The organism is Pseudomonas synxantha (assembly GCF_900105675.1).
Taxonomy (GTDB): Bacteria; Pseudomonadota; Gammaproteobacteria; order Pseudomonadales; family Pseudomonadaceae; genus Aquipseudomonas; species Aquipseudomonas synxantha.
The window spans coordinates 3,308,282-3,330,817 of record NZ_LT629786.1; the positions used below are offsets into that span (position 1 = coordinate 3,308,282).

The 22,536-nt window shown below is 62.1% G+C and carries 15 protein-coding genes; 4 read left to right on the forward strand and 11 right to left on the reverse strand.

Annotated features, from left to right (window positions below; translation table 11 throughout):
* Positions 1-19 precede the first annotated feature (19 nt).
* Both BLU48_RS15325 and BLU48_RS15335 read right to left on the reverse strand, forming a co-directional pair.
* Entirely contained in the window at positions 20-1,387 is a 1,368-nt protein-coding gene (locus BLU48_RS15325) for a DUF1329 domain-containing protein (RefSeq protein WP_057023685.1), read from the reverse strand.
* Positions 1,388-1,969: 582 nt separating this feature from the next.
* Positions 1,970-3,640 carry a DUF1302 domain-containing protein gene (locus BLU48_RS15335; protein ID WP_057023684.1) on the reverse strand — a complete coding sequence of 557 codons (1,671 nt, stop codon included), beginning with the start codon at positions 3,638-3,640 and terminating at the stop codon, positions 1,970-1,972.
* Positions 3,641-3,931: 291 nt separating this feature from the next.
* Between BLU48_RS15335 and BLU48_RS15340 the strand changes: the two genes are divergently transcribed.
* Genes BLU48_RS15340 through folE form a run of 4 tightly spaced genes read left to right on the forward strand, consistent with a single transcriptional unit; the run spans position 3,932 to position 9,932 of the window.
* Positions 3,932-7,492 (forward strand): indolepyruvate ferredoxin oxidoreductase family protein, encoded by a 3,561-nt coding sequence (locus BLU48_RS15340; protein WP_057023683.1) that lies wholly within the window; start codon positions 3,932-3,934, stop codon positions 7,490-7,492.
* Positions 7,493-7,537: 45 nt separating this feature from the next.
* Complete coding sequence (locus BLU48_RS15345; RefSeq protein ID WP_057023682.1) at positions 7,538-8,719, forward strand: acetyl-CoA C-acetyltransferase; 1,182 nt, start codon at positions 7,538-7,540, stop codon at positions 8,717-8,719.
* On the forward strand, positions 8,716-9,339 hold the full coding sequence (locus BLU48_RS15350; RefSeq protein ID WP_057023681.1) for a TetR/AcrR family transcriptional regulator: 624 nt from the start codon (positions 8,716-8,718) through the stop codon (positions 9,337-9,339). Before BLU48_RS15345 ends, BLU48_RS15350 begins: the two co-directional genes overlap by 4 nt.
* A 35-nt stretch (positions 9,340-9,374) precedes the next feature.
* Positions 9,375-9,932 (forward strand): GTP cyclohydrolase I FolE, encoded by a 558-nt coding sequence (gene folE / locus BLU48_RS15355; RefSeq protein WP_057023680.1) that lies wholly within the window; start codon positions 9,375-9,377, stop codon positions 9,930-9,932.
* 6 nt (positions 9,933-9,938) lie between these two features.
* Here the strand turns inward: folE and BLU48_RS15360 are convergent, their stop codons facing one another.
* The 9 genes from BLU48_RS15360 to BLU48_RS15405 all read right to left on the reverse strand — a co-directional run bounded on the left by BLU48_RS15360 (position 9,939) and on the right by BLU48_RS15405 (position 22,382).
* A complete protein-coding gene (locus tag BLU48_RS15360) occupies positions 9,939-10,694 on the reverse strand; it encodes an SDR family NAD(P)-dependent oxidoreductase (RefSeq protein ID WP_057023679.1) in 756 nt (251 codons plus the stop codon).
* 24 nt (positions 10,695-10,718) lie between these two features.
* Positions 10,719-11,765 (reverse strand): phosphotransferase family protein, encoded by a 1,047-nt coding sequence (locus BLU48_RS15365; RefSeq protein ID WP_057023678.1) that lies wholly within the window; start codon positions 11,763-11,765, stop codon positions 10,719-10,721.
* Positions 11,762-13,057: an acyl-CoA dehydrogenase family protein gene (locus BLU48_RS15370; protein ID WP_057023677.1), complete on the reverse strand. Its 1,296-nt coding sequence runs from the start codon at positions 13,055-13,057 to the stop codon at positions 11,762-11,764. Before BLU48_RS15370 ends, BLU48_RS15365 begins: the two co-directional genes overlap by 4 nt.
* 24 nt (positions 13,058-13,081) lie before the next feature.
* Positions 13,082-13,819, reverse strand: a complete 738-nt coding sequence (locus BLU48_RS15375; protein WP_057023676.1) for an SDR family NAD(P)-dependent oxidoreductase — start codon at positions 13,817-13,819, stop codon at positions 13,082-13,084.
* Between the two features lie 32 nt (positions 13,820-13,851).
* On the reverse strand, positions 13,852-16,086 hold the full coding sequence (locus tag BLU48_RS15380) for a CoA transferase (protein WP_231989051.1): 2,235 nt from the start codon (positions 16,084-16,086) through the stop codon (positions 13,852-13,854).
* A gap of 217 nt (positions 16,087-16,303) precedes the next feature.
* Complete coding sequence (gene panC / locus BLU48_RS15385; RefSeq protein WP_057023674.1) at positions 16,304-17,164, reverse strand: pantoate--beta-alanine ligase; 861 nt, start codon at positions 17,162-17,164, stop codon at positions 16,304-16,306.
* Positions 17,165-17,209: 45 nt separating this feature from the next.
* A complete protein-coding gene (locus tag BLU48_RS15390; RefSeq protein ID WP_057023673.1) occupies positions 17,210-17,761 on the reverse strand; it encodes a glutathione peroxidase in 552 nt (183 codons plus the stop codon).
* Positions 17,762-18,404: 643 nt separating this feature from the next.
* Complete coding sequence (locus BLU48_RS15400) at positions 18,405-19,688, reverse strand: MFS transporter (RefSeq protein ID WP_057023671.1); 1,284 nt, start codon at positions 19,686-19,688, stop codon at positions 18,405-18,407.
* Between the two features lie 33 nt (positions 19,689-19,721).
* On the reverse strand, positions 19,722-22,382 hold the full coding sequence (locus BLU48_RS15405) for a TonB-dependent receptor (protein WP_057023670.1): 2,661 nt from the start codon (positions 22,380-22,382) through the stop codon (positions 19,722-19,724).
* Positions 22,383-22,536 lie beyond the last annotated feature (154 nt).

A 22,536-nucleotide genomic window follows, 5' to 3' on the forward strand; every position in this document is an offset into this window, starting at 1 on the left:
GCCTAAAAGGAGCTTCAGGTCAGCGCGTCTGGCCACCGGCAATCGTCTGCGGGTTAGCCTCGCGCTCGGATACCGGCGCTGCGCGATAGCGTGTCGGGCCATTGCCAAACATGCCGTACTGGTCACGCGTGAAGTCGTACAACGCGTAGGAGTCCTGCTGCGGGTTATTGGGTATGCCGTAGGCCTCGATGTTGAACTGCGAGCCGGTACGGAACAGCGCGCCACTGTCATCCCAGGCGTCATACACCGCCGCGCCGAACGTATCCTCGTCGATGTAATAGCGGCGCTTCTTGTGGGCGTGACGTACACCGTCCTTGCGAGTCGCCTCGACGACCCACACGCGGTGCAGCTCCCAACGCTCGCAGTCGGGGTTGATGTGCTTGGGCATCAGCTTCTTCTGCATGTCGCAGCCCCATTTCAGCGTGTAATTGCTGTAGGGAATGAACATCTCCTGCTTGCCCACCAGCTTCCAGTCAAAGCGATCCATTTTCCCGGAGAACAGGAAGATTTCGTCATAGAACGCCACGCCACCAAACGCCGAGTTGGGCGTGTCGTAGTTGAATTCCGGAGCCTTGCGCACGCGACGCTGGCCGGTGCTGTAGCTCCAGGCATAACGCGCATTGGCGACCGGATCCAGGTAGTCCCAATAGCCCGATGCCTGCCCCGCCGTCCGCGCCGGTGCGACGATAAACGACCAGATACGCTGGCCGATCTTCGGGTCACGCCCCGGCACGTCCAATTGATAGAAGGGTTTCTCACCGGTGGAGCGGTTGGTGTTGGTCAGCGTCGGGTGCCCCTGGTTGACCACATAGGCGCTGTGGTTCCAGTCCCAACCGTTGACGCCCTGATAGTTGAGGATGTAGTTCCACATGACCTCGTGCCCGTCCTTGGGCAACGGAAACGGCAAGCCACCGCGACAGCCCTCGCTGATCGACAAACCGTCGTTTTCGGTCCTGCAATCCTGCCGACTGGCGTTGCGCTGGCTGGCGGCCAGAAAGTTGGCCGGAAACGTCGCCGTGCGGTGGGTGGGGTAAACCTCAAGGTAGTAGGTCGTCGGGTTTTGCTTGAGCAATTGCACCTGCCCGGCGGCCAACTGGTCCTTGTACTGATCAACGTTGGCGGCAGTAATGCGCAAGCGCGGCTTCTCCCCGGCAAACGGATTGGGCCAGTTACCGTCACCCGGCACCAACCCCGCAGGGACCTTCAAACCGCCGTCATACGCCGGAATAGTCCCAGCCGCATTCCCCGCCACAATAGCGCCGAATGGCGTGAGCTTGCCGCCAAGGTCAGCTGCCGTATAGGCATCATCCGCCGTCGCGGAAGCCGTGAACACCAAAGCCACCAAACCGGCACTCACACCAGTGAGAACCTTCGAAAAACCAGCCATTGAAGGCTTCAGCTTTTGACTTGGCTGTTGATCCTGCTTTTGATCTGCTTCTGATCTCAATCGCCCCGTCAAACCACGCTGGCCGAACGCAGGCTTTGGAGCGTGGGTAACCCGGCAGGACGCCGGGTTAGCCGCGCTGGGCCAAGGATGGCCCATCGCGGCGGCCCACGCTCCACAGCCGGAGTGAGGGCATGCCGAGCCCAGGCGAGGCACCGAGTGGTGGGGCGAGGACCTTTTGGTTACTTTTGGCTGGGCCGGCTTCCGGTCTCTCCAAAAGTGACCCGCTGTAAGAGCGGAACCATAAGCGGACTTTACCGCAGCAACGGATATGTACTCCGACCCAAAACCCTGGCCGCCTGACCCAAAGCTTTCGCGAGCAAGCCCGCTCCCACATTTAGACTGCGGGGTGCCAGCTGACTCAGGGTTGGCCCCGAGGCCGTCATCGCAGGCAAGCCAGCTCCCACCTTTGGATTCGGGGGTATCAACCAGCGCCCCATGGAAATCAACCGTCATAACACTCTCCATTCAGATGAAGTAACCGCCGCACTCGACGACCACTGCAATGCAAAACCTGGGGCCCAATCAAAAGGCCGTGCTGAGCGTCAGCGACACCCAATTACGGTCCGTGAGCCCCACATCGCCGCTGCCGCCCACCACGGTTTTACCCACGCCGGGGACGTTCGCGTATTTGCGCTCGCTGCCATAACCGATGTACGACAAGGTCACGTCATAGCGCTCGTCGTAGGTGCCCTTGATCCCGGCCTTCCAGGTGTATTTGCCTTCGTTGCCACCGCCGGTGGCGGCATTGCCATACACGCCGTAGTCCACACTCATCGGTGCCGAGATATTCCAGCCGGGAAACACCCCCAGCCATTGCGGGGTAAAACTGACCGCCATGCCGACATAGTTTTTGGTCGCGCAGCCGTAGTGTTTGTCCTGCCCGGACGGACAACCGCCGTAACCTTCGCCCTTGTACAACTCCGCGTGCTCGGTCACCCGTTGCACATGGCTGAACGCGGTTTCGACGATCAGGTTGCCGGTGTCGAAATACGCCGTGCGCGGCAGCAGCCACAGGCCGTTCACCACCATGTGCCAGGTGTCGCCCCGGGCGCCTTCGTTATCGACGGTGCTGATGTTGCTGGAGACCAGCGAGGTGTTCTGTCGGTACGACAGGTCCACGCCAAGGGAGCCGCCGCCCAACACAGGCCCGGCGGAAAAGCCCAGGCCGTAGAGCTTGACGTCCTTGGGGTAGACGTAGCGGGCAAACGTCGGTGCCACTTGCAGGCCCCAGGGGTTGTAGTCGGCAAATTCGCGGTAATACAGGCTCACATCCGAGTGCAGCCAATCCAGGCTATAGGTGCCCATCACGCCCCAGTTGCCGGAGTTTTTAGGCTTGAGAGGGTCCACCAGTGGACGCGTAACCCCGCTGAGCAACGGCAACTGATTCGGCCCTTGCAAGGCCACATCCGCCGAAGCCAGGTAGGTCCCGCCTTCCGGCGCCCGGGTGGTGTCCCACTCGAAGAAATATTGCGCGGCGACCGACAACCTGTCGGTGATTTGCGCCTGGGTGGAAATCTGCGTCAGCGGCAGGAAGATCTCGCGCGTTTCGGTGCCCGGGTTACTCACGGCCTTACGCCCATCCAGCGGCGCTTGCGAATAGGAAATCGCATGCCCGGCAATCAACAAACCATTGCCCCAATACACCGTGTGGCGACCGGCGCGCACGCTGACGGGAATTTCACCCAGGTCAAAACGGGTGAACGCAAAGGCATCCAGCAACTCGCCGCTGGGGCCGCGGTGATAGCGCTTGGTAAAGCCCGAATAATGCCCGCCCCGGTAACTGGGCGTACTGGCACCGGGAACGGCGCCAGGGTAATAGACATTGCCATCGGTGGTCTTGACGTCGGTGTTGTCATAGGCCTGGTCGTACCACGCGGCACCACTGATGCGTACGCCGTGATACTGCTTGTAGGCGACCTCCAGTTCGCTCATCAGGTCGACGCGGTTGGTCACCACGTCGCCGCGATCGAACTTGGCATCGGACTCGTCATAACTCGCGTTATTTGCCAGCGCAGAGTCCCGCGACTCGGCCCGCACGCCCAGGTTGTAACGCACGGTATTGTCCCAGCGCGCAGACAAATCCGGGTTGCCGGTGTCGATCTCGGCGGCCTGCGCCATGCCCGCAGACACCGCGCCCGTACTCAGGCTGAACCAGAGGGCCAGCCGCAGCGGCTTCAGTTTTGGGTTGCTCATCAACACTCCCGTCACATTCTTGTTATTGGCAGCCGAGGGCTGTGGGTTTCGGTGTGAGCAGCAGTAGACGGCACGCGGCGGCGCCTCACAACGCGCAACGCTATCGCCCAAATGCGTTTTGCTATTGGCCAAATGCAGCCGCCGTGACACGTGCACCCAGGTATCCGAAAAGCCAATACCTGCAGGGTGTTTTTGTGATTTTACGATGCCAGGCACGCTGCCTAGACTGCGGCGAACAAGGCCGTGCCGTGCTCCCGGCGCCGCCATAAAAATAAAGCCTGGAGGATCAACATGAGTGCCGCCCCGTCCCTGGACGACAAGTACATCCAGCACAGCGGAAACGTTTTGCTCACCGGCATTCAAGCGCTGGTGCGCCTGCCGCTGATGCAGCGGCAACGCGACCTGGCGAATGGCTTGAACACTGCCGGGTTCATTTCCGGCTACCGTGGCTCGCCGCTGGGTGGGTTCGACCAGGCACTATGGAAAGCGCGCGACTACCTCAAGGAGCACCACACGGTGTTCCATCCAGGCATGAACGAGGACCTCGCGGCGACCTCGATCTGGGGCACCCAGCAGGTCAATCTGTTTGAAGGCGCGACCTACGATGGCGTGTTTGGCATGTGGTACGGCAAGGGCCCGGGGGTGGACCGCTGTGGTGATGTGTTCCGCCACGCCAATGCCGCCGGCACCTCCGCGTTTGGCGGTGTGCTGGCAATTGCCGGGGATGACCATGGCGCCCGCTCCTCTTCGCTGCCGCACCAGACCGAGCATATTTTCAAGGCGGTGATGATGCCGGTGCTGGCGCCGTCAGGCGTGCAGGAGTACCTCGACTACGGCATGCATGGCTGGGCCATGTCGCGTTACTCCGGTTGCTGGGTGGCGCTCAAGGCCGTCGCCGATACCGTGGAGAGCGCGGCGGTGGTCGATATCGACATCCATCGCGTGCAGCCGGTGATCCCGGATATCCCCCTGCCCGAGGGCGGCTTGAATATCCGCTGGCCCGACCCGCCGCTGGCGCAGGAACAACGCCTGCTGGAACACAAACTGTATGCCGCCCTGGCCTATGCCCGGGTCAACCGCCTCGACCGGATCGTCATGGATTCGCCCGGCGCACGCATCGGCATCGTGACCTCCGGTAAGTCATACCTGGACGTGTGCCAGGCCCTGAAAATCCTCGGCATCGATGACGCCCTCGCGCAACAGATCGGCCTGCGCGTGTACAAGGTCGGCATGGTCTGGCCCCTGGAAGCCGAGGGTGTGCGCCAGTTTGCCGAAGGCCTGGAAGAGATCGTGGTGGTGGAAGAAAAGCGCCACTTGATCGAATACCAATTGAAAGAAGAGCTCTACAACTGGCGCGAAGACGTGCGCCCGCGCATCGTCGGCAAGTTCGATGACAAGGGCGAATGGAGCCTGCCCCACACCGACTGGCTGCTCCCCGCCACCAACGACCTGACCCCGGCGATGATTGCCCGAGCCTTGGCCAAGCGCATTTTGCGCCTGCACCAAAGCGGGCCATTGCAGGTGCGCCTGGCGGTGCTGGACGCGCAATTGGCGAGCAAACACCAGTTCAGCAACCTGATGGACCGCGTCCCCCACTATTGCTCCGGCTGCCCCCACAACACCTCGACCAAAGTGCCCGAGGGCAGTCGCGCGCTGGCCGGCATCGGCTGCCATTACATGGCGGCGTGGATCTACCCGCAGACCCAGACCTTCAGCCAGATGGGCGGCGAAGGTGTGGCCTGGATCGGCCAGGCGCCCTTCACGGCCACCGAGCATGTATTCGCCAACCTGGGCGACGGCACGTACTTCCACTCCGGCATTCTGGCGATTCGCGCGGCCGTCGCCGCCAACGTCCAGATCACCTACAAGATTCTCTACAACGATGCGGTTGCCATGACCGGCGGCCAGCCCGTGGACGGCAGCCTGAGCGTCGCGCAAATCAGCCGGCAGCTGGCCGCCGAAGGCGTGCAGCGCATTGTGGTGGTCAGCGAGGATGTCGATAAGTACCAGCACATCGATGACCTGGCCGACGGCGTGCCCGTGCTGCGTCGCGACAAAATGGACGCGGTTCAGCAAGAGCTGCGCCAGTTCAAGGGCGTGTCCGCGATCATCTATGACCAGACCTGCGCCGCCGAAAAACGCCGGCGCCGCAAGCGCGGTAAATTCCCCGACCCGGCACGTCGGGTGGTGATCAACGAAGCGGTGTGCGAGGGCTGCGGCGACTGCAGCAGCAAGTCCAACTGCATGTCGGTGGTGGCCGTGGAAACCGAGTTCGGGCGCAAGCGCGAAATCGACCAGTCGTCCTGCAACAAGGATTTCACCTGCCTCAACGGCTTCTGCCCCAGCTTTGTCACGGTCGAAGGCGGCACCCTGCGCAAACCCAAGCCGCTGGCCAACACCGAGGAAGCCTGGAACCTGCCGACCCCGGCCGTCGCGGCGCTGGATGAGCCCTATAGCATCCTGGTGACAGGCGTTGGCGGCACCGGTGTGGTGACCATCGGCGCACTGCTCGGCATGGCGGCCTTTATCGAAGGCAAGGGCACCCTCAACCTGGACATGGCCGGCATGGCGCAAAAAGGCGGCGCCGTGTGGTCGCATATCCGCATTGCCGCACGCCAGGACCAGCTGTTCGCCCCACGTATCGCCGAAGGTGAGGCCGCGCTGCTGCTGGGGTGCGACCTGGTGGTAAGTGCCAACACCGAAACCCTGTCGAAACTGCGCCAGGGCGTGACCCATGCGCTGGTCAATTGCGAAGAAAGCATCACCAGTGCCTTTGTCCGCACCTTTGCCTTGCAGGCGCAAAGCGGGGATTTGCTCAAACACCCCGACCCGACCTTCCATACCCACAGCATGAGCGCGCAGATCAGCGAAGCGGTCGGCCCCGACCAGGCGGACTTTGTGGATGCGAGCAAGGTTGCCACGGCGCTGATGGGCGATTCGATTGCCACCAACACCTTCATGCTCGGCTACGCCTGCCAGAAAGGCTGGCTGCCGGTGGGTGAAGCGGCCTTGCTGCAAGCGATTGAACTGAACGGTACGGCGGTGGCGTTCAACCTGTCGGCTTTCGCCTGGGGCCGGCGCAGCGCGCAGGACTTGCCGCGGGTGCTGCGAAAGTTGCGCGACGCCAACGTGCAGAACGCCGAGCGCACGCTCTCCAAAGACCTGCAACAAAGCGTGACACCCCGCGTGAACGCACTCGGCGCCTACCAGAACGCCGCCCTCGGGCAACGCTACCAGCAGCGGGTCAAGCAGTTCATGGCTGCAGAAACCGCCCTGCTCGGACAGCCGGGCGCACTGTCGGCGAGTGTCGCGCGGCACTACTTCAAAGTGCTGGCAATCAAGGATGAGTACGAAGTGGCGCGGCTGTTCACCGATGGCCGGTTCCTGCAAAACATTCAGGCCCAGTTCGAGGGTGACTACCGCCTGCGTTTTCACTTGGCACCACCGGTACTCAACCGTACAAACCCAGGCGCCGAAGCAAAAAAACGCAGCTACGGCCCGTGGATGCTGCAGGGCTTCAAGCTCCTGGCCAGCCTGAAGGGCTTGCGTAATACCTGGCTCGATCCGTTCGGGTACACCCACGAACGCAAAGTCGAACGCGCCTGGCTGGCCAACTATGAATCGATCCTGGATGAGTTGCTCGCGGGCCTGACGCCCGACAACCTGGCCCTGGCGCAGGACCTTGCCGACCTGCCGGACAGCGTGCGCGGTTATGGCCCAGTGAAAGAGCGCTACCTGACCCACGCCTATCAGCGCCAGGCACAGTTACTGGAGCAGTGGCGCCGGGGTCCGTCCGCGATGTTCCACGATGCCGCCCAAGGCACCGGCAAAATTGCCGTCACACACCTTTAGGCAACAGCACCGTGCTGCGGCACGGTCATATTTTTGGAGAGCGCCATGCAAGATGTCGTCATAGTCGCGGCCACCCGCACCGCCATCGGGACCTTTCAAGGGGCACTGGCCAACACGCCTGCCGTGGAGCTGGGCAGCATTGTGATCCGGGCACTGCTGAAAACGTCCGGCATCGATGCCGCGCTGGTGGACGAGGTGATCCTCGGCCAGGTCCTCACCGCAGGCTGCGGCCAGAACCCGGCACGCCAGGCGGCGTTGAATGCCGGCCTGCCATTCGGCGTGGCGGCGATGACCGTCAACAAGCTCTGCGGCTCGGGCCTCAAGACCGTCAGCCTGGCCGTCCAGGCGATCCGCTGTGGCGACGCCGACGTGGTGATCGCCGGCGGTATGGAAAACATGAGCCTGGCGCCCTACACCCTGGCCAAGGCGCGCACCGGCCTGCGCCTGGGCCACGCGCAACTGGCCGACTCGCTGCTGCAGGATGGCCTGCTGGACGCGTTCAACGACTACCACATGGGCATCACCGCCGAGAACCTGGTCGACCGCTTCCAGCTGACTCGCGAGCAACAAGACAGTTACGCCCTGCGTTCGCAGCAACGCGCCAGCGCAGCCCTCGAGGCCGGGTATTTTACCGAGCAGATCACCCCGGTGGCCGTGCCCCAGCGCAAAGGCGAGCCGCTGCTGTTTGCGAAGGATGAACAACCCCGCGAGCACACCACGGCGGACAGCCTGGCCAAGCTCAAGCCGGCCTTCAAGGCGGATGGCAGCGTCACGGCAGGCAACGCCTCGGCGATCAACGATGGCGCGGCGGCGGTGCTGCTGATGAGCGCGAGCAAGGCCCAGGCCCTGGGTGTGCCGGTGCTGGCCACCATCAAGGCATATGCCAGCAGCGGTGTCGACCCGGCGATCATGGGGATCGGGCCGGTGTCGGCCACCGAAAAATGCCTGGCCAAGGCCGGTTGGCAGTTGGCTGACCTGGACCTGATCGAAGCCAATGAAGCCTTCGCCGCGCAGTCACTGGCCGTTGGCAAGGCGCTGGGTTGGGACAGCGACAAGGTGAATGTCAACGGCGGCGCCATTGCGCTAGGCCATCCCATCGGTGCTTCGGGTTGCCGGGTGCTGGTGACGCTGCTGCATGAAATGCGCCGGCGCGATGTGAAAAAAGGCCTGGCCACCTTGTGCATTGGTGGCGGCATGGGTGTGGCCCTTGCGGTAGAACGGCCATGAGCGGCGGGCGCCTGGCCGCCGTGCCCGCATCGCCATGGCCTGGCGAAACCGACGATGACGTGAGCACCCGTCAGTTGTTGCGCCAGGTGGCACAGGAGCTGTTCGCCGAGCAGGGTTTCCAGGCGGTCAGCCTGCGCCAACTGGCGGTGGCAATGGGCATGCAAGTGGGCTCGCTGTACAACCACATCGACAGCAAGCAGGTATTACTGTTCGAGCTGATCCAGGACCATGAAAGCGAGCTGTTGGCGCTGCTGTGCAAAGACCTCGTGCGCCGCGCCGAAGGCCTGCCGCAACTGGAGGCCTACGTGCGCCTGTATTTGCAGTTCAACTGCCTGCACGACCAGCGCCATACCCTCGCCCGCCTGGAATTTCGCAGCCTGGCACCCGAGCAGCAACACAGCATCAAGCTGTTGCGCCAAACCCATGTCGATCTGCTGGAAGACCTGCTGCGCCGCTGTGCCCTGCCCGCCAGGGAATGCGGCACCATCGCGCTCGGCATGCGCGCCCTGCTCGACGGCGTGGTGGCCGGCTACCCCGTGGGAGGACGGCCACCGCTGGGTAACCTGGCGGCGCTGTTCAGCCGCATGGTGATGAGCGGGTTGAGCCAACCCCAGGCCTGAAGCACTTCTTGAACCCAAAACAATAAGGTCGACCCATGAACGAAGAACTGGCCCGGCATTACCGCGAGATTATCCAGGGTATCGGTGAAGACCCGCGGCGCGAAGGCTTGCTGGACACCCCCAAGCGCGCGGCGAAAGCCATGCAGTATTTGTGTCACGGCTACCAGCAGAGCCTGGCGCAAGTGGTCAACGACGCGCTGTTTGAATCGGATAACGATGAGATGGTGATCGTGCGGGATATTGAGCTGTACTCCCTGTGCGAGCACCACCTGCTGCCATTCATTGGCAAGGCCCACGTCGCCTACATGCCCACCGGCAAGGTCCTCGGTTTGTCCAAGGTGGCGCGCATTGTCGACATGTATGCCCGCCGCTTGCAGATCCAGGAAAACCTCACCCGGCAAATCGCCGAGGGCATTGCCCACGTCACTGGCGCCGCCGGGGTGGCCGTGGTGATCGAAGCCAAGCACATGTGCATGATGATGCGCGGCGTCGAGAAGCAAAACTCGGTGATGACCACGTCGGTGATGCTGGGTGCGTTTCGCGAGTCGTTCAACACGCGCCAGGAGTTCCTGCAGTTGATCCGCAACCATTGATCACCTTCAACTGAGCATCACCATCCCGCCATCGATCATCAGGGTCTGCCCGGTGACAAAACGCGAGCCCTCCCCCGCCAGGAACACCAGCACCGGCGCGAGATCGCGGGCGGGGTCACCCAGGCGGCCGCCCAATGGCAACTGCCCGGCCATGAACGCGTCATGCTGCGCCAACTGCTCGCCACTCATGCTGGCGCGGGTTGCCTCGTACATCGGCGTCCACATTGCCGGGGCAATCGCGTTGACCGTGATACCGAGCGGGCCCCACTCGCGGGCCACGGTGCGGGTCCAGGCCAGTACCGCACCTTTGCTCGCCGCGTAGTGAGCCTTGCCGGGCTGGCCGACCACGCCGGCGGCCGAGGCAAAATTGATGATGCGCCCGCCTGCATGCTTGAGCCGTTCATAGGCCGCGCGGTTGGTGAGGAAGGTGCCACGGGTATTCACCGCAAAGACCTGCTCCCATTCATCCAGGCTGATCGCCTCGGCACGCGCATTGGGGGCGATCCCGGCTGCGTGCATCAGTACGTCAAGCCCGTCCAGCTGCTGGTCGGCCCACTCGAAGGCGGCATCCACCGAGTGCCGGTCGGCGATATCGCAGGTGCGGCTTGTCGACCAACCGCCATCGGCCCCCGCAAGGTCTGCCGATTGGCCGAGATCGAGGCTGACCACATGGGCGCCTTCATCAACGAAGGCCTGGACCATGGCGGCGCCGATACCTCGGCCGCCCCCCGTGACGATGATGCGTTTGCCTGCCAGTTGCATGAGCGGTTCCTCGTGGGGTGCGGGTTATTGATCGATGCGCTGCAACGCCGTCGCCAACAAGCGTAACGCCGAAGCATGGTGTTTTTCGCCAGTGGCCATCGGCGCCTTGCCGGCGCAGGCACGGGCATAACTGACTTCCAGAAAGATGCCGAGCTTGAACCCGGCCAATACCAGGTACCAGGTGAAGTCGGCCAGCGAGCGCGAGCTGCCGGCGCGGTAGTGGGCGACCAGCTCATCCGTGCTGCAAAAGCCCGCCCAGGGGTGCACCTCAATCGTGCCGGCGCCGAAACCATCGGCGTCGGGCCAGGTAACCACCAGCCAAGCCAGGTCGAGCAAGGGGTCGCCAACGGTGGCCAACTCCCAATCGACCACGGCCGCCAGCTCGGCACTGTCGTGGCGGAACATCACATTGGAGAGGTGAAAGTCGCCATGCAGGATGCCGGCCTCAAACTGTTGCGGGCAGTGTGCGTTGAGCCACGCTGCCACCCGATCCAGGCCAGGCAACTCGCTGGCGCCCGGCCAATCGGCATAACCCTTGACGCTGTCGAGGTGCGCCAGCCACCGTGCCACCTGACGCTGACGGAAACCTGCGGGGCGGCCAAAATCCGCCAGCCCGACCGCGTGGTAATCGACTTCGCCCAGGCGCAGCAGCGCGTCCACCATGGCCAGCCCCATACGCCGACGCAGCTGGGGGTCGCTGGCCTGCAGGGGCGGCAGGCCAGCGACGTTGTTGGGGTTGAAGCCTTGCACCGGCTCCATCAGGTAGAAACTCGCCCCCAGCACATCCGGGTTATCGCACGCAGCAATCAGCCCGGCATGCGGCACCGCTGAACCCGCCAACGCCTGCAGCAGCCGGGCCTCGCGCTTGATGGTGGTGTTGCCGACCTCGCGCAGTTCCCGCGATGGGCAGCGCAACACGAACTCACGCGCACCACGGCGAAAGTGCAGCAGCAGGTTTTGCGTACCGCCGGCCAGGACCCGCGCAGCCTCGATCGGACCGTGCTCCAGGCCGCAGTCATCCATCCAGCGCGCCAGGCGATCCGGCTCGACCAACGCCTGCCAGTCGTTCATGCCTGCGGCTCGTCGAAGTGTGCCAATACGTCGGCATATTTTTCCCTGGCACGGGCGGCAGCGGTCGGCCGATGGTAGGCGGGGAACACCTCGTCACAGGCGTGGTAGTCGCGCAGCAGCTGTTTGGCGACGGTGATTTTGTGCACCTCGGTAGGCCCATCCGCCAGCCCCATCTGGAATGAGCGAACGATGTAGCCGGTAAACGGCATTTCGTCGCTGACCCCCAGCGAACCGTGCACATGCAAGGCGCGTGCGGCAATGTCATGCAGCACCTTGGGCATGGCGGCCTTGACGGCGGCGATGTCTTTGCGCACCCGTTGGTAATCCTGGTACTGGTCGATTCGCCAGGCGGTGCGCATCACCAGCAAGCGGAATTGCTCAAGCTCGATCCAGGAGTCGGCGATCTTTTCCTGGACGAGTTGCTTGTCGGCCAGGCGACTGCCCTGGGTTTTGCGCGACAAGGCGCGTTCGCACAACGCATCCAGGGCCTTCTGGGCCTGGCCGATCACGCGCATGGCGTGGTGCACCCGGCCGCCGCCCAGGCGCACCTGGGCCACCACAAACGCCTGCCCCGGCGCGCCGAGCATGGCGCTGGCGGGTACACGCACATTGTCGAAAGACAGGTAGGCATGGGTGGCCGCCGGGTCATCGGCGATGCCGACGTTGCGGATGATGCTCACCCCTGGCGTATCGGCGGGCACGATAAACATCGACATGCCGTTGTACACCGAGACACTTTTGTCGGTGACCGCCATCACGATGTAGAACGCCGCGTAGCGCGCGTTGGAGGCGAACCACTTCTGGCCGTTGAGCAACCAGTCATCGCCCTCGCGCACCGCGTCGGTGGTGAAGACCGCAGGGTCGGCGCCGCCCTGGGGTTCGGTCATGGCGAAGCAGGACACGATATCCCCCGCAAGCAGCGGTTGCAGGTAACACTGCTTTTGCTGCGGCGTGCCGAAATGCGCAAGGATTTCACTGTTGCCCGAGTCCGGTGCCTGGCAACCGAACACGATGGGGCCGAACAGCGAACGCCCGAGAATTTCATTGATCAGCGCCAGCCGCACCTGGCCATAGCCCGCACCGCCCAGCTCTGGCCCCAGGTGGCAGGCCCACAACTTGCGCGCCTTGACCCGCGCCTGCAACGGCTTGACCAGTTGCTGGAACAGCGGGTCATGGATATTCCATGGGCTGCCCAACACATGGTCGAGGGGCTCGACCTCTTCACGCACGAACTGCTCGATCCAGTCCAGTTCAGCTTGAATCTCGGGGTCTGTCTGGAAGTCCCAGGCCATGGTGTCTCTCCTAGCAATAAGTGATCAGGCCAGCAGCATGCCGCCGTCGACCAACAGGGTCTGGCCCAGCAGGTAGCCCGCCAGGGGCGAGGCCAGGAACAGCGCCACATTGGCCATGTCCTGCGGTGTGCCCAGGCGCCCCAGAGGGATGCCGCGCAACGCGCTTTCAAGGCGTTTGGGGTTGGCGGTGGTGACCTGGGTCAGCTTGGTCTCCACCAGGCCAGGCGCAATGCCGTTGACCCGGATACCGTCCCGCGCCCACGCTTCGGCCAGGGTGCGCGTAAGGCCGAAAGCGCCGGTCTTGGAGGCGTTATAGGCTGGGTTACCCCGGGTGGAATGGAACGCCGCCGCCGAGCTGACAACGATCAACGCGCCCTTTGCGTCCTTGAGCAGCGGGTAAAATTTCTGCGCGCAGACCATCACGCTGGTGAGGTTGACATCCAGCACATGCTTGAAGCCTTCGGTGAGAAACTCCTGGCGGTCATAGAGCACCGTGCCCTGGGCCAGTACCAGCACATCCAGCCGCGCAAACGGCACCCGGGTCGCTTCGATCAGGTCGGCATCGGCCACGTTGACCCGGGCGTAGTGCAAGCCTTCGAGGTCCGAATCCGCCGAGTCCGCGTAGGCGGCGGCATTCGCCCGCGTACCCCACACGTGCACCTGGGCTCCGCGTCGGCGAAAGTTCTGCGCGATGCTGTTGCCTATACCGCTGGAGCCGCCCACCACCAGCACGGTTTTGTCGTTGAAGTCCAACTCGTCCATGGAAATTCCTTGTGCTGCGTGTCGAGAAATCGTCAGGGTTGCTGCAGCGTCAACCAGCCATCGGCGGCCAATCGCTGCAGTTCGTCATCGGCAAAACCCAGCCCCTGCAGGACTTGCCGCGTGTGTTGGCCCAGCGCCGGCGGCGGACGCGACAACGCCAGGGGCAGGTCACCGAAGTCCCAGAACTCGCCGATCTGTTGCAGCTGGCCATACTCCGCGTGGTCAGTGTGAGCGTGCAGGCCGGCCGCGGCGTGCTCGGGGTTGTCGAGAAAAGCCTCGCGCTGTGCCTCCAGCACCGCTTCGGCGGGCACCTGCGCCTCTGCCAGTGCCGCCAATGCCGCATCACGCGGTTGGCGGTCGCACCAGTCGTGAGGCGCATCGCCCACCAGCGCGTGAAAACGCTGCACTTCATCAGGGGTCAGGGCCGCGACGGCGATCCATGCATCGCGGCAGAGGTATAAGCGATGGTTGTCCGCCAGGCCGGTCTGTTGCCCGTCCATCGGTTCGAACGGTGTGAGGCTGCCGTCTGCACGTACCACCACTTCACTCATGGTGAGCAACGTGGCACCCAGTAAAGAGGCGTTGACCATTTGCCCGGTGCCACTGCGATTGCGTTGATACAGCCCCAGCAGCAAGGCGTACAGCGAGGACAGGCCGGCGAAGAAATCCCCGACGCCAAAGCGCAGCCACATGGGTGCCTGCCCCTCGCCGCCCTGCGCGACCTCCCAGCCGCACGCGGCTTGCATCAATTGATCAAACCCCGGCCAGTCGGCACGCGGCCCGGTGGGTCCATAGGCGCTGACGTGGCAATACAGCAACTGCGGGTTGATCGTCTTGAGCGAGGCGTAATCGACCTTGAGCTTGCGCGCTGCCGGCAGGCGCATGTTGTGGTGGACCACATCCGCCCAGCGCACCAGCGCCTCCACCGCCGGCCGGGTGTGCGTATCGCCCAATTGCAGCGCCACACCCAGCTTGCCGCGCTGGGTACCGCTGAATACGCGTTCCAGGCGTCGCATGGCGTCGCCCTTGGGCGCCTCGACCTTGATCACTTCGGCCCCGAGGTCGGCCAATAACATGCAGGCAAACGGTCCAGCCAGATAAGCGCCCAGGTCGAGTACCTTCAAGCCGTGCAGTGGCGGCAATGGTGCCGCCCCCTCAGCGGCTAGCGCTATAGGGGCGAGCGCAGGGAATTCGGGTAGCCCGGCCCCGGCTTCGTTGGCCCGTGGCGCACCAGTACCGATGGGCGGTAGGGGCTGCACTTGCCAGGCGCGTCCAGGCTGCCAAGTCGTGCCTAACTGCTCATCCTCGACCTGCACCACGTAGCCATTGAGACGGGCTTGCTCGTCGAAATAAATATCGCCAAACGGCGCCGCGATTTGCGCTGCCACATCGTGCTGCCAGAAGTGCTCGACCCAATCCTGTGCAGGGCGCGTGGCGATCACGGCCTTGTTCGCACCGAAGTTCGGTGCTACATGACTGGGTGGCCACAGCGCGTTCAGCCGGGCTACCTCGACCTCTCCCAACGCGGCGAGCGCGGTAGCCATCCACGGTGCCTTGTCCGGTGAATAGTGCACATGCAGCCAGCGACCGTCGGCGCATTGATGCAGGGGAATGGGAATGTGTTTGTCCAGGCCTTTGGCAAACGCCGGGGTAGGCGTTTGTGCGCGGCTCCAATGCATGGTCATCGGTACTAGTGCGGCTTGCGCCAGGCTGGTGTGGGCGAGCCCGCCCCGGCCATCACGGTCGCGGGCAAGCAGGCGCGCCATCACCCCGACGACACAGAGCCAGCCCGCCAGCCAGTTGGCAAAGGGTATGCGCACGAACACCGGGCCAGATCGGTGACCGGGCTGCTCGTCCAGCAACCCCAGACGCGCCAATATCAAGGTTTCCCGCGACAAGGCGTTTGCCAGCGCGTGACGCCGGGGCCAGCCGCTGATGGATGAAATCACCAAGCGGGGAAACGCCGCCGTGAGTAAGGCGTCCGCCAGACCGTGGGCCTTTGCCACGTCCGGCGTGAAGTCATGCAGCAACACATCCGCATCGCTGAGCAGTTGTTGCAGCTGTTCAAGGCCGACAGCCGCTTCGAGGTCGAGAACGACGCTGCGTTTGCCCCGGTTGAGTACCGCAAACAGCACAGGCTGGTCTCGGGCCGGGTTAACAACTGGCTCGACCATTATCACCTGCGCTCCGGCCTCACTCAGTTGCAGGCCAGCCGCTGAGCCGGCAATGCCGGAACACAGGCTGATAACGCGAATTCCTTGAAGCACGGCATGGCTCATCGGGCACCTTCAGGTGTTGTTTTTTGCTCACGGTGGTTGGCAGCGAAGCTGCCTGACAATTCCATGGCTCAACTCTACGACGACCCGATGAAATTCCACATCTAGATTATAATTCTGAATATGGAACAATAAAAATAAATGAGCACACTATGACTATAACTGTTCAATTATTGCGAGCAGCTCAGCCGTTAGTCACGAGGCAGCTTCAGGCGTTATCGACCAACTCCACCGTCACATTATCGATCAGGCGCGTTTTCCCCAGCCGCGCGGCCAGTAACACGGCCAACCGAGTAGCGTCTTCAAGCCTGGGGCTCAGGTTGAATGCATTGCGCACTTCAAGGTACTCAAGCTCAAAACCGGCTTGGCAAATGCGTTGGGCAAAGTCATCCATCAGGTGCGGGTCGACATGCCCGGCACTCTCGATGGCGGCTGCGACCCGCTGCAGGTAGCCATACAGCAGCGGCGCCTGCCTGCGTTCCTGTTCCGTCAGATAACCGTTACGCGACGACAGGGCCAACCCATCACTCGCACGACAGGTCGGCACAGCAATAATCCTGACCGGCATATCCAGACCACTGACCATGGCGCGAATCACCGCCAACTGCTGATAGTCCTTTTCGCCAAACAACGCGCTGTCGGGCTGAACCATATTCAGCAGCTTGCAGACAATGGTCGCCATCCCATCGAAGTGCCCAGGACGGGACCCACCACAGAGCCCCCACGACACACCCGGCACGCTGATACGCGCCTGGGCCGCTTGGCCATTGGGGTACATTGCTTCAACCGACGGACAGAACAGCAGATCGCAGCCTGCATCCTCGAGCTTTTGCCGATCAGCCTCCAGGGTGCGCGGATACGTAGCGAAATCCTCGTTGGGACCGAACTGCAAGGGGTTGACGAAAATGCTCGCCACTACATAGTCGGCGCATTGCCTGGCCCTGCGAATCAGCTCGATGTGCCCCTCGTGCAGGTTGCCCATGGTCGCCACCAGGGCAATAGATTTCTGCACGCCGCGCGCGCGCGCGGTGTGGGCGCGAAGCGCGACGATGTTGTTCACTGTCAACATTGATGCTCGATCCTGCATTGCAGCCCGTGTATCAGACGCGTGGGTTCAGGCCGTCAGGGCTAACTGTGCGTCTATCGCAGACAGCAATCGAGGATCATCGGCAGCGACATCCGGGGCGAAGCGAGCCACGACCTTTCCCGAACGACCAACCAGGAATTTCTCGAAGTTCCACAGCACCTGGGTGGTGTCGTCCGAGGTGACACCGTACCCCTTGAGGCGCTCGCGGAACGGTCCTTCGCCGGTCGCGGCGGGTTGCGCGGCCGTCAGTTGGGCATAAAGTGGATGCTGGTCAGCGCCGGTCACCGACACCTTTGAAAACAGCGGAAACTGCACGCCGTAAGTCAGGGAACAGAACGCCTTGATCTCTTCTTCGCTACCGGGCTCCTGTTCCTTGAAATTGTTGGCAGGGAAACCCAACACCTCCAGGCCTTCGGCGCGCTTGCTTTGATAGAGTTTTTCCAGCCCCTCATACTGCGGCGTCAGGCCACATTTGGAGGCAACGTTGACCACCAGCAGCACTTTACCTTGGTAGTCGCCCAAGCTCGTGTCAGAGCCATCAATCTGCTTCAGGGGAATGTCATACAGAGAGCCGGACATCTGAAAACCTCATACGCATGGATAAAGATCGCCTGCCCAATCTGTGTGCGCAGACCTGAACGAATAGGAGAAGCCTGACGGTCACCCCTCCCAACGGGACAAATAAAACACATATATAATATTTGTTCAATTTCATAATGATCGAACGGATAGAGTTTGACGCGTTTCAGGCGGACTTCGGATTAGGTACCGAAGGACATGCGCGTCCGCCCCCCTTTCCAGTAGTAGCGCAACAGCCACAGCTTACCGCCTGCTTTAGTCACCCCAAAGAGATAGGCCAGCAATGTCGTCGAGGGTTTAGTTTCTAGCGGTGATTCGGGCGAAAAAATTAGACTCTCGACAGGCAGTATCGACACGGTTTTCTTCGGCACCCTGCCCGTCCGGAGAGTAATCAAAAAGATCAAAAAATATGAAGATGAATCCGACTATGACCATCGCGATACCACCACTGAAGATCTCACCGCTCTCAAACACCAATCCCATTACAGTCAATGGTCAAAGCCGCTGGCCCCTATGCCGGGAAAGCCCGTTGCAAATACTGTACAGTGTCGCATCCAAACGACCTCCCCTGCCCAATATAAAAAGTAGGGTAAAAGCTCGACGGATAACAAGACATGCATGGTTTAACATCTTCACATACTCCTTAGATAGATTGGCCCAGTCTCGTGGCTGCTGGCTCTGATGGCGCGCCGCTCAACTTCTGCGCCTCGGAGTAGCTTGGATAAGGTCGAAATCCCAGCAGGATTAACGTCGCCAGCAGAAACGCACCAAGCAACGTCCACTCAGCCAACACATAAGAGCCGGTCTGGTCATACAGCGCGCCAATCAGCCAGGCACCGAGGCTGATCGAAAGGGCAAACGTGAACGGCTGCACCGCCCCATAGATCACACTGAAACGACGCAAACCGAAGTAGCGTGCGATGAAGTATTTGGTCGTACCACTTTCGCCACCGCCACCCAGGCCGATCAAGAATATCGAGAGCCACAAGCCGGCAAAGCCGTTCGCAGACTCGAATATCAGCATGCCGAGTACGGCGATCAACGCAAAGGGTAGCGCGACCCTGGGCGTCTGGAAGCGGTCCATCAAGCCCCCCATCAGTGGCTGGGACACCACCATGCCGATCGACAACGCCGACAGCACCGTAGCAGCCTGACCCCGAGTCAGTTCACGTTCTATGAGCATTGGTACCCCGTGCGTCATCACGCCCGACACCACAAATACCGTCAGCACTTGGTTGATCAGCAGCAACCAGAACGTTGGCGTTCGCCAGGCTTCGAACTCGGACATGCCCGGCTCCACCGCAGGCGCGGCTTGCTGGACGGCGGGGACTGCACGCTCGCGAAACAACCACCATAACAATGGCAACGCCACCCCGCCCTCCAGAACGCCATACACTAAGTAAGTGGTACGCCACCCCCATGCCTCGATGCACACATGGCCCACCCACAACCCGAACGGACCGCCGATGCCAAATCCCAGCCCCAACAATCCATAGGCCATGCCACGTCGCTGCACAAACCAACCGCCCAAAATCTTGCCGTAGGGCATATTCCCCGGTGCAACGATACCCAGCAGCAAAAACAAACCGCGTAGCTGCCAGACTTCTTCGATGATCGCCAACCCCATCAGCAGTGGTGCCAGCAACGCGGTGCTTACGAGCATCAACCGCCTGGCCCCCCAGCGGTCGATCAGCCAGCCTTTGACCGGGCTGCTCAGCGCCACCGCCAGACCGAACAGCGTCACCAGCAACACGACCTGGGCGCGGTCCCAGCTGAATTCGAGGCTCATCGGCGCGATGAACAAACTGAACGTAGTGAGCAGGATGCCGGTGGGGCCAAGCATGATGGCGATCACCGAAGCCAGCAGCACACCGAGGGCGGCCGGAGAATACTCCGCGTGGCCGCCCTTTTGAGTTTCAAGGGCCATAGTCGTATCCCATCAGCCACTATCCGTTGAGTATCAGAACTGATACCGCGCCTTCACGTAGTAGAACGCACCGTTGAAACCGATCTGTGAGCCGTAGGTGTCGTAACGCAACACATCGCCGTAAGTAGTACTCGCGGCCGGCAGCTTGTCGGGGCGTACGTCCAGCACGTTGTCGGCGCCCGCACTCAGTTGCAGGTTGCGATTTACCGCGTATCGCACGGCGACATCGGTGATGTATTTCGGGCTGTTAACAAAGTGATTGAACACCGTAGGGGACCAGGCGTTAGGCCCAACGGTGTAGTCGAGCTCCGAGGTAGTCTTGCCGTAGCGTGTCAGACGCAGGCTCACGTCAAGGTTATCTAGGCTCCAGGTACTGCCCAACGACACTTGGCTGCGCGGCGTGGAAGATGTCAACCAGGCAATCTGCTGGGCATTGAGCAGCACGTCACCGTTGGCGCCCTGGTGGTTCTTTTCTACTTTGGTGCGATTGAAGTTGGCCGATGCTTCCCAGTCAATCGCGCCATAAGCGCCAAGGGACGTGAGGTAATGCCCTGTGATATCGACCCCACGCGTGAGGGTGTCGGCACCATTGGCCAGGTAGTGCGTACTGACCGTGTCCAGGCCCGCGGGCAACGAGATACCGGCCAGCGTCAACGCATCGATCGCCTCGGTACCCGAATAGGTGCCGCTGTCGACGATACGGTCACGAATGCGGATCTGGTAGGCATCGATGTTCAGGCTCACATCGTCCCGCGGGGTCAGCACCAACCCGAGGTTGAAATTGGTGGACTTCTCCGGTTTCAGGTCCTTAGCCCCCAACAATTTGGCGGCCGGTGAATTGGCCGCCAGCAGCCCGAGGGCGATGTCCGGCCCCACGCTCAGCCCGGTATAGTGTTCCTGCACCAGAGAGGGCGCGCGAAAGCCACTGCTCACACTGGCGCGCACTGCCACCGCCGGCGTGAAGTCATAGCGGGTGGATAATTTGCCATTGGTCGTGCTGCCAAACTCGCTGAAATGCTCGTAGCGGCCGGCAACGTCCACCTGCCATTTCTCGGTGATCGACGACGACAGATCGATGTAGGACGCCAGCACATCACGCGACCATTTGCCCGCACTCAGCGGTGAGAGCCCGGCCAGCCCCTCAGCTCCGCCCAGGTCGTACGAAGCCGGATCGCCGGCGTTGATCTGATAGGTTTCCCGCCGTTGCTCCAGGCCCAGCGCGACATTCAACGGTTTGGCAAGGAACCCGACGTCATAAGCGCGGCCGATGTCAAAATTGTTGGTCCACTGGGTGTTGCGATACGTAGCCAGGTCGAAACTGGTGGGGCTGGTGCCGGTGTTGCGATAGAGCGCCGCGTTGACCGATTGGGTCATGCTGATTTCGGGCCTATCGGCGCCATAGGCGGTGCTCAGGTCCCAGTGCCATTGATCGAATAACGAGTTACCGCGGATGCCGAAGACGGCCGAATAGTCATCCTCGTCATTATTGGGGCGCGGGGTAAAGCCTTGCGGGTAGATCGTCGGAGCCACCGAACCCAGGCGATAGTTTGCCGCCGACGAGCCCTTTCGGCTGGTGTAGGTCCCAAAGCTATACAGCTCGACGTCATCGTCAAAACCATAGCCGCTGTTGTATGCCATCGACTGGCGATGGAAGGCAGGGTCACCGATGGAAATGTTGTCGCGATGGCCCGTGCGGTTATCGATACCACTCCTGACGGTACGCTCCTGCTCCCGGTATTCGGCACTCAGGTTAAGAAAACCGCTCTCGCCGAACGCCAGCCCGCCGTTGATGCCCGAGCCCTGGGACAGCCCGTCACCGGCGCCGTACTGCCCGATATCAGTGTTGAACAGCGCCCCATGGTCGGCAGACTTGAGGATGATATTGATCACCCCGGCGATGGCGTCCGAGCCGTACTGTGCGGACGCCCCGTCTCGCAGCACCTCGATGCGCTCGATGGCGCTAACGGGAATGGTGTCCAGGTCGACGCCCGTCGAGCCTTTTTGCAAACCACCACTGATGTTCAGGTTGGCCGTCTCGTGGCGACGTTTGCCGTTGACCAGGACCAGCACATGGTCTGGGCTCAGGCCGCGCAACGACTGGGTATGGGTCAAGGCTGAGGCATTGAACGGCTGCGCCTGTCGAGTCAGCGCGGGCAGCAACTTGACCAGCATGTCGCGCAGGTCAGTCGCCCCGCTGCTCTGCAGTTGCTCGCTGCTCACCACGTCGATGGGGCTCAGGCTCTCGCTGGCTTTCACATTGGTCTGGCGAGTGCCGGTCACCACTACCGTCGCCAGCGTGCCCGTCGACGTCGGCGCACGCGGCACAACGGATGCTGCCGGCGCGGACGCTACGGGGTGCAACGTCAGTACGCCATTGTTGCGGCTAAACCCCAAGCCACTGCCGCGCAATGCTTGCTCCAGCGCCTGATCAACACTCAACGAGCCCTTGATCGCCGGCGCCGACAACCCCTCGACCTGCGTCTGGTCAAACGAGATCGGCGTACGACTCTGCCGGACAATGCTCAACAGCACCTGGGATAGGCTTGCGCCAGGAATATCAAAAGCCAGGGCCTGGACCTTGCCGGCCACGGCGACAGGCTCGGCCCAAAGCGGCGGCGCCGACACTAGGCAGGTGAGCCCCACCGCCCAGATCATTGAGCTGCGAGGCACGCGAGACAAACGTTTTATGGTCATTATCGATTTACCTGAGGGATGCACGTTCCTATGTGTGCAATTGCCCCCAGGATTGTTTAGCGCCGATCGAGACTGTTTTTTTATAAGGTTATGCCGTCATTCCGCGCGGAGTGGCATTGCCTCTGGAGCAGTGTGTGCCCAGTGCGAACCTATG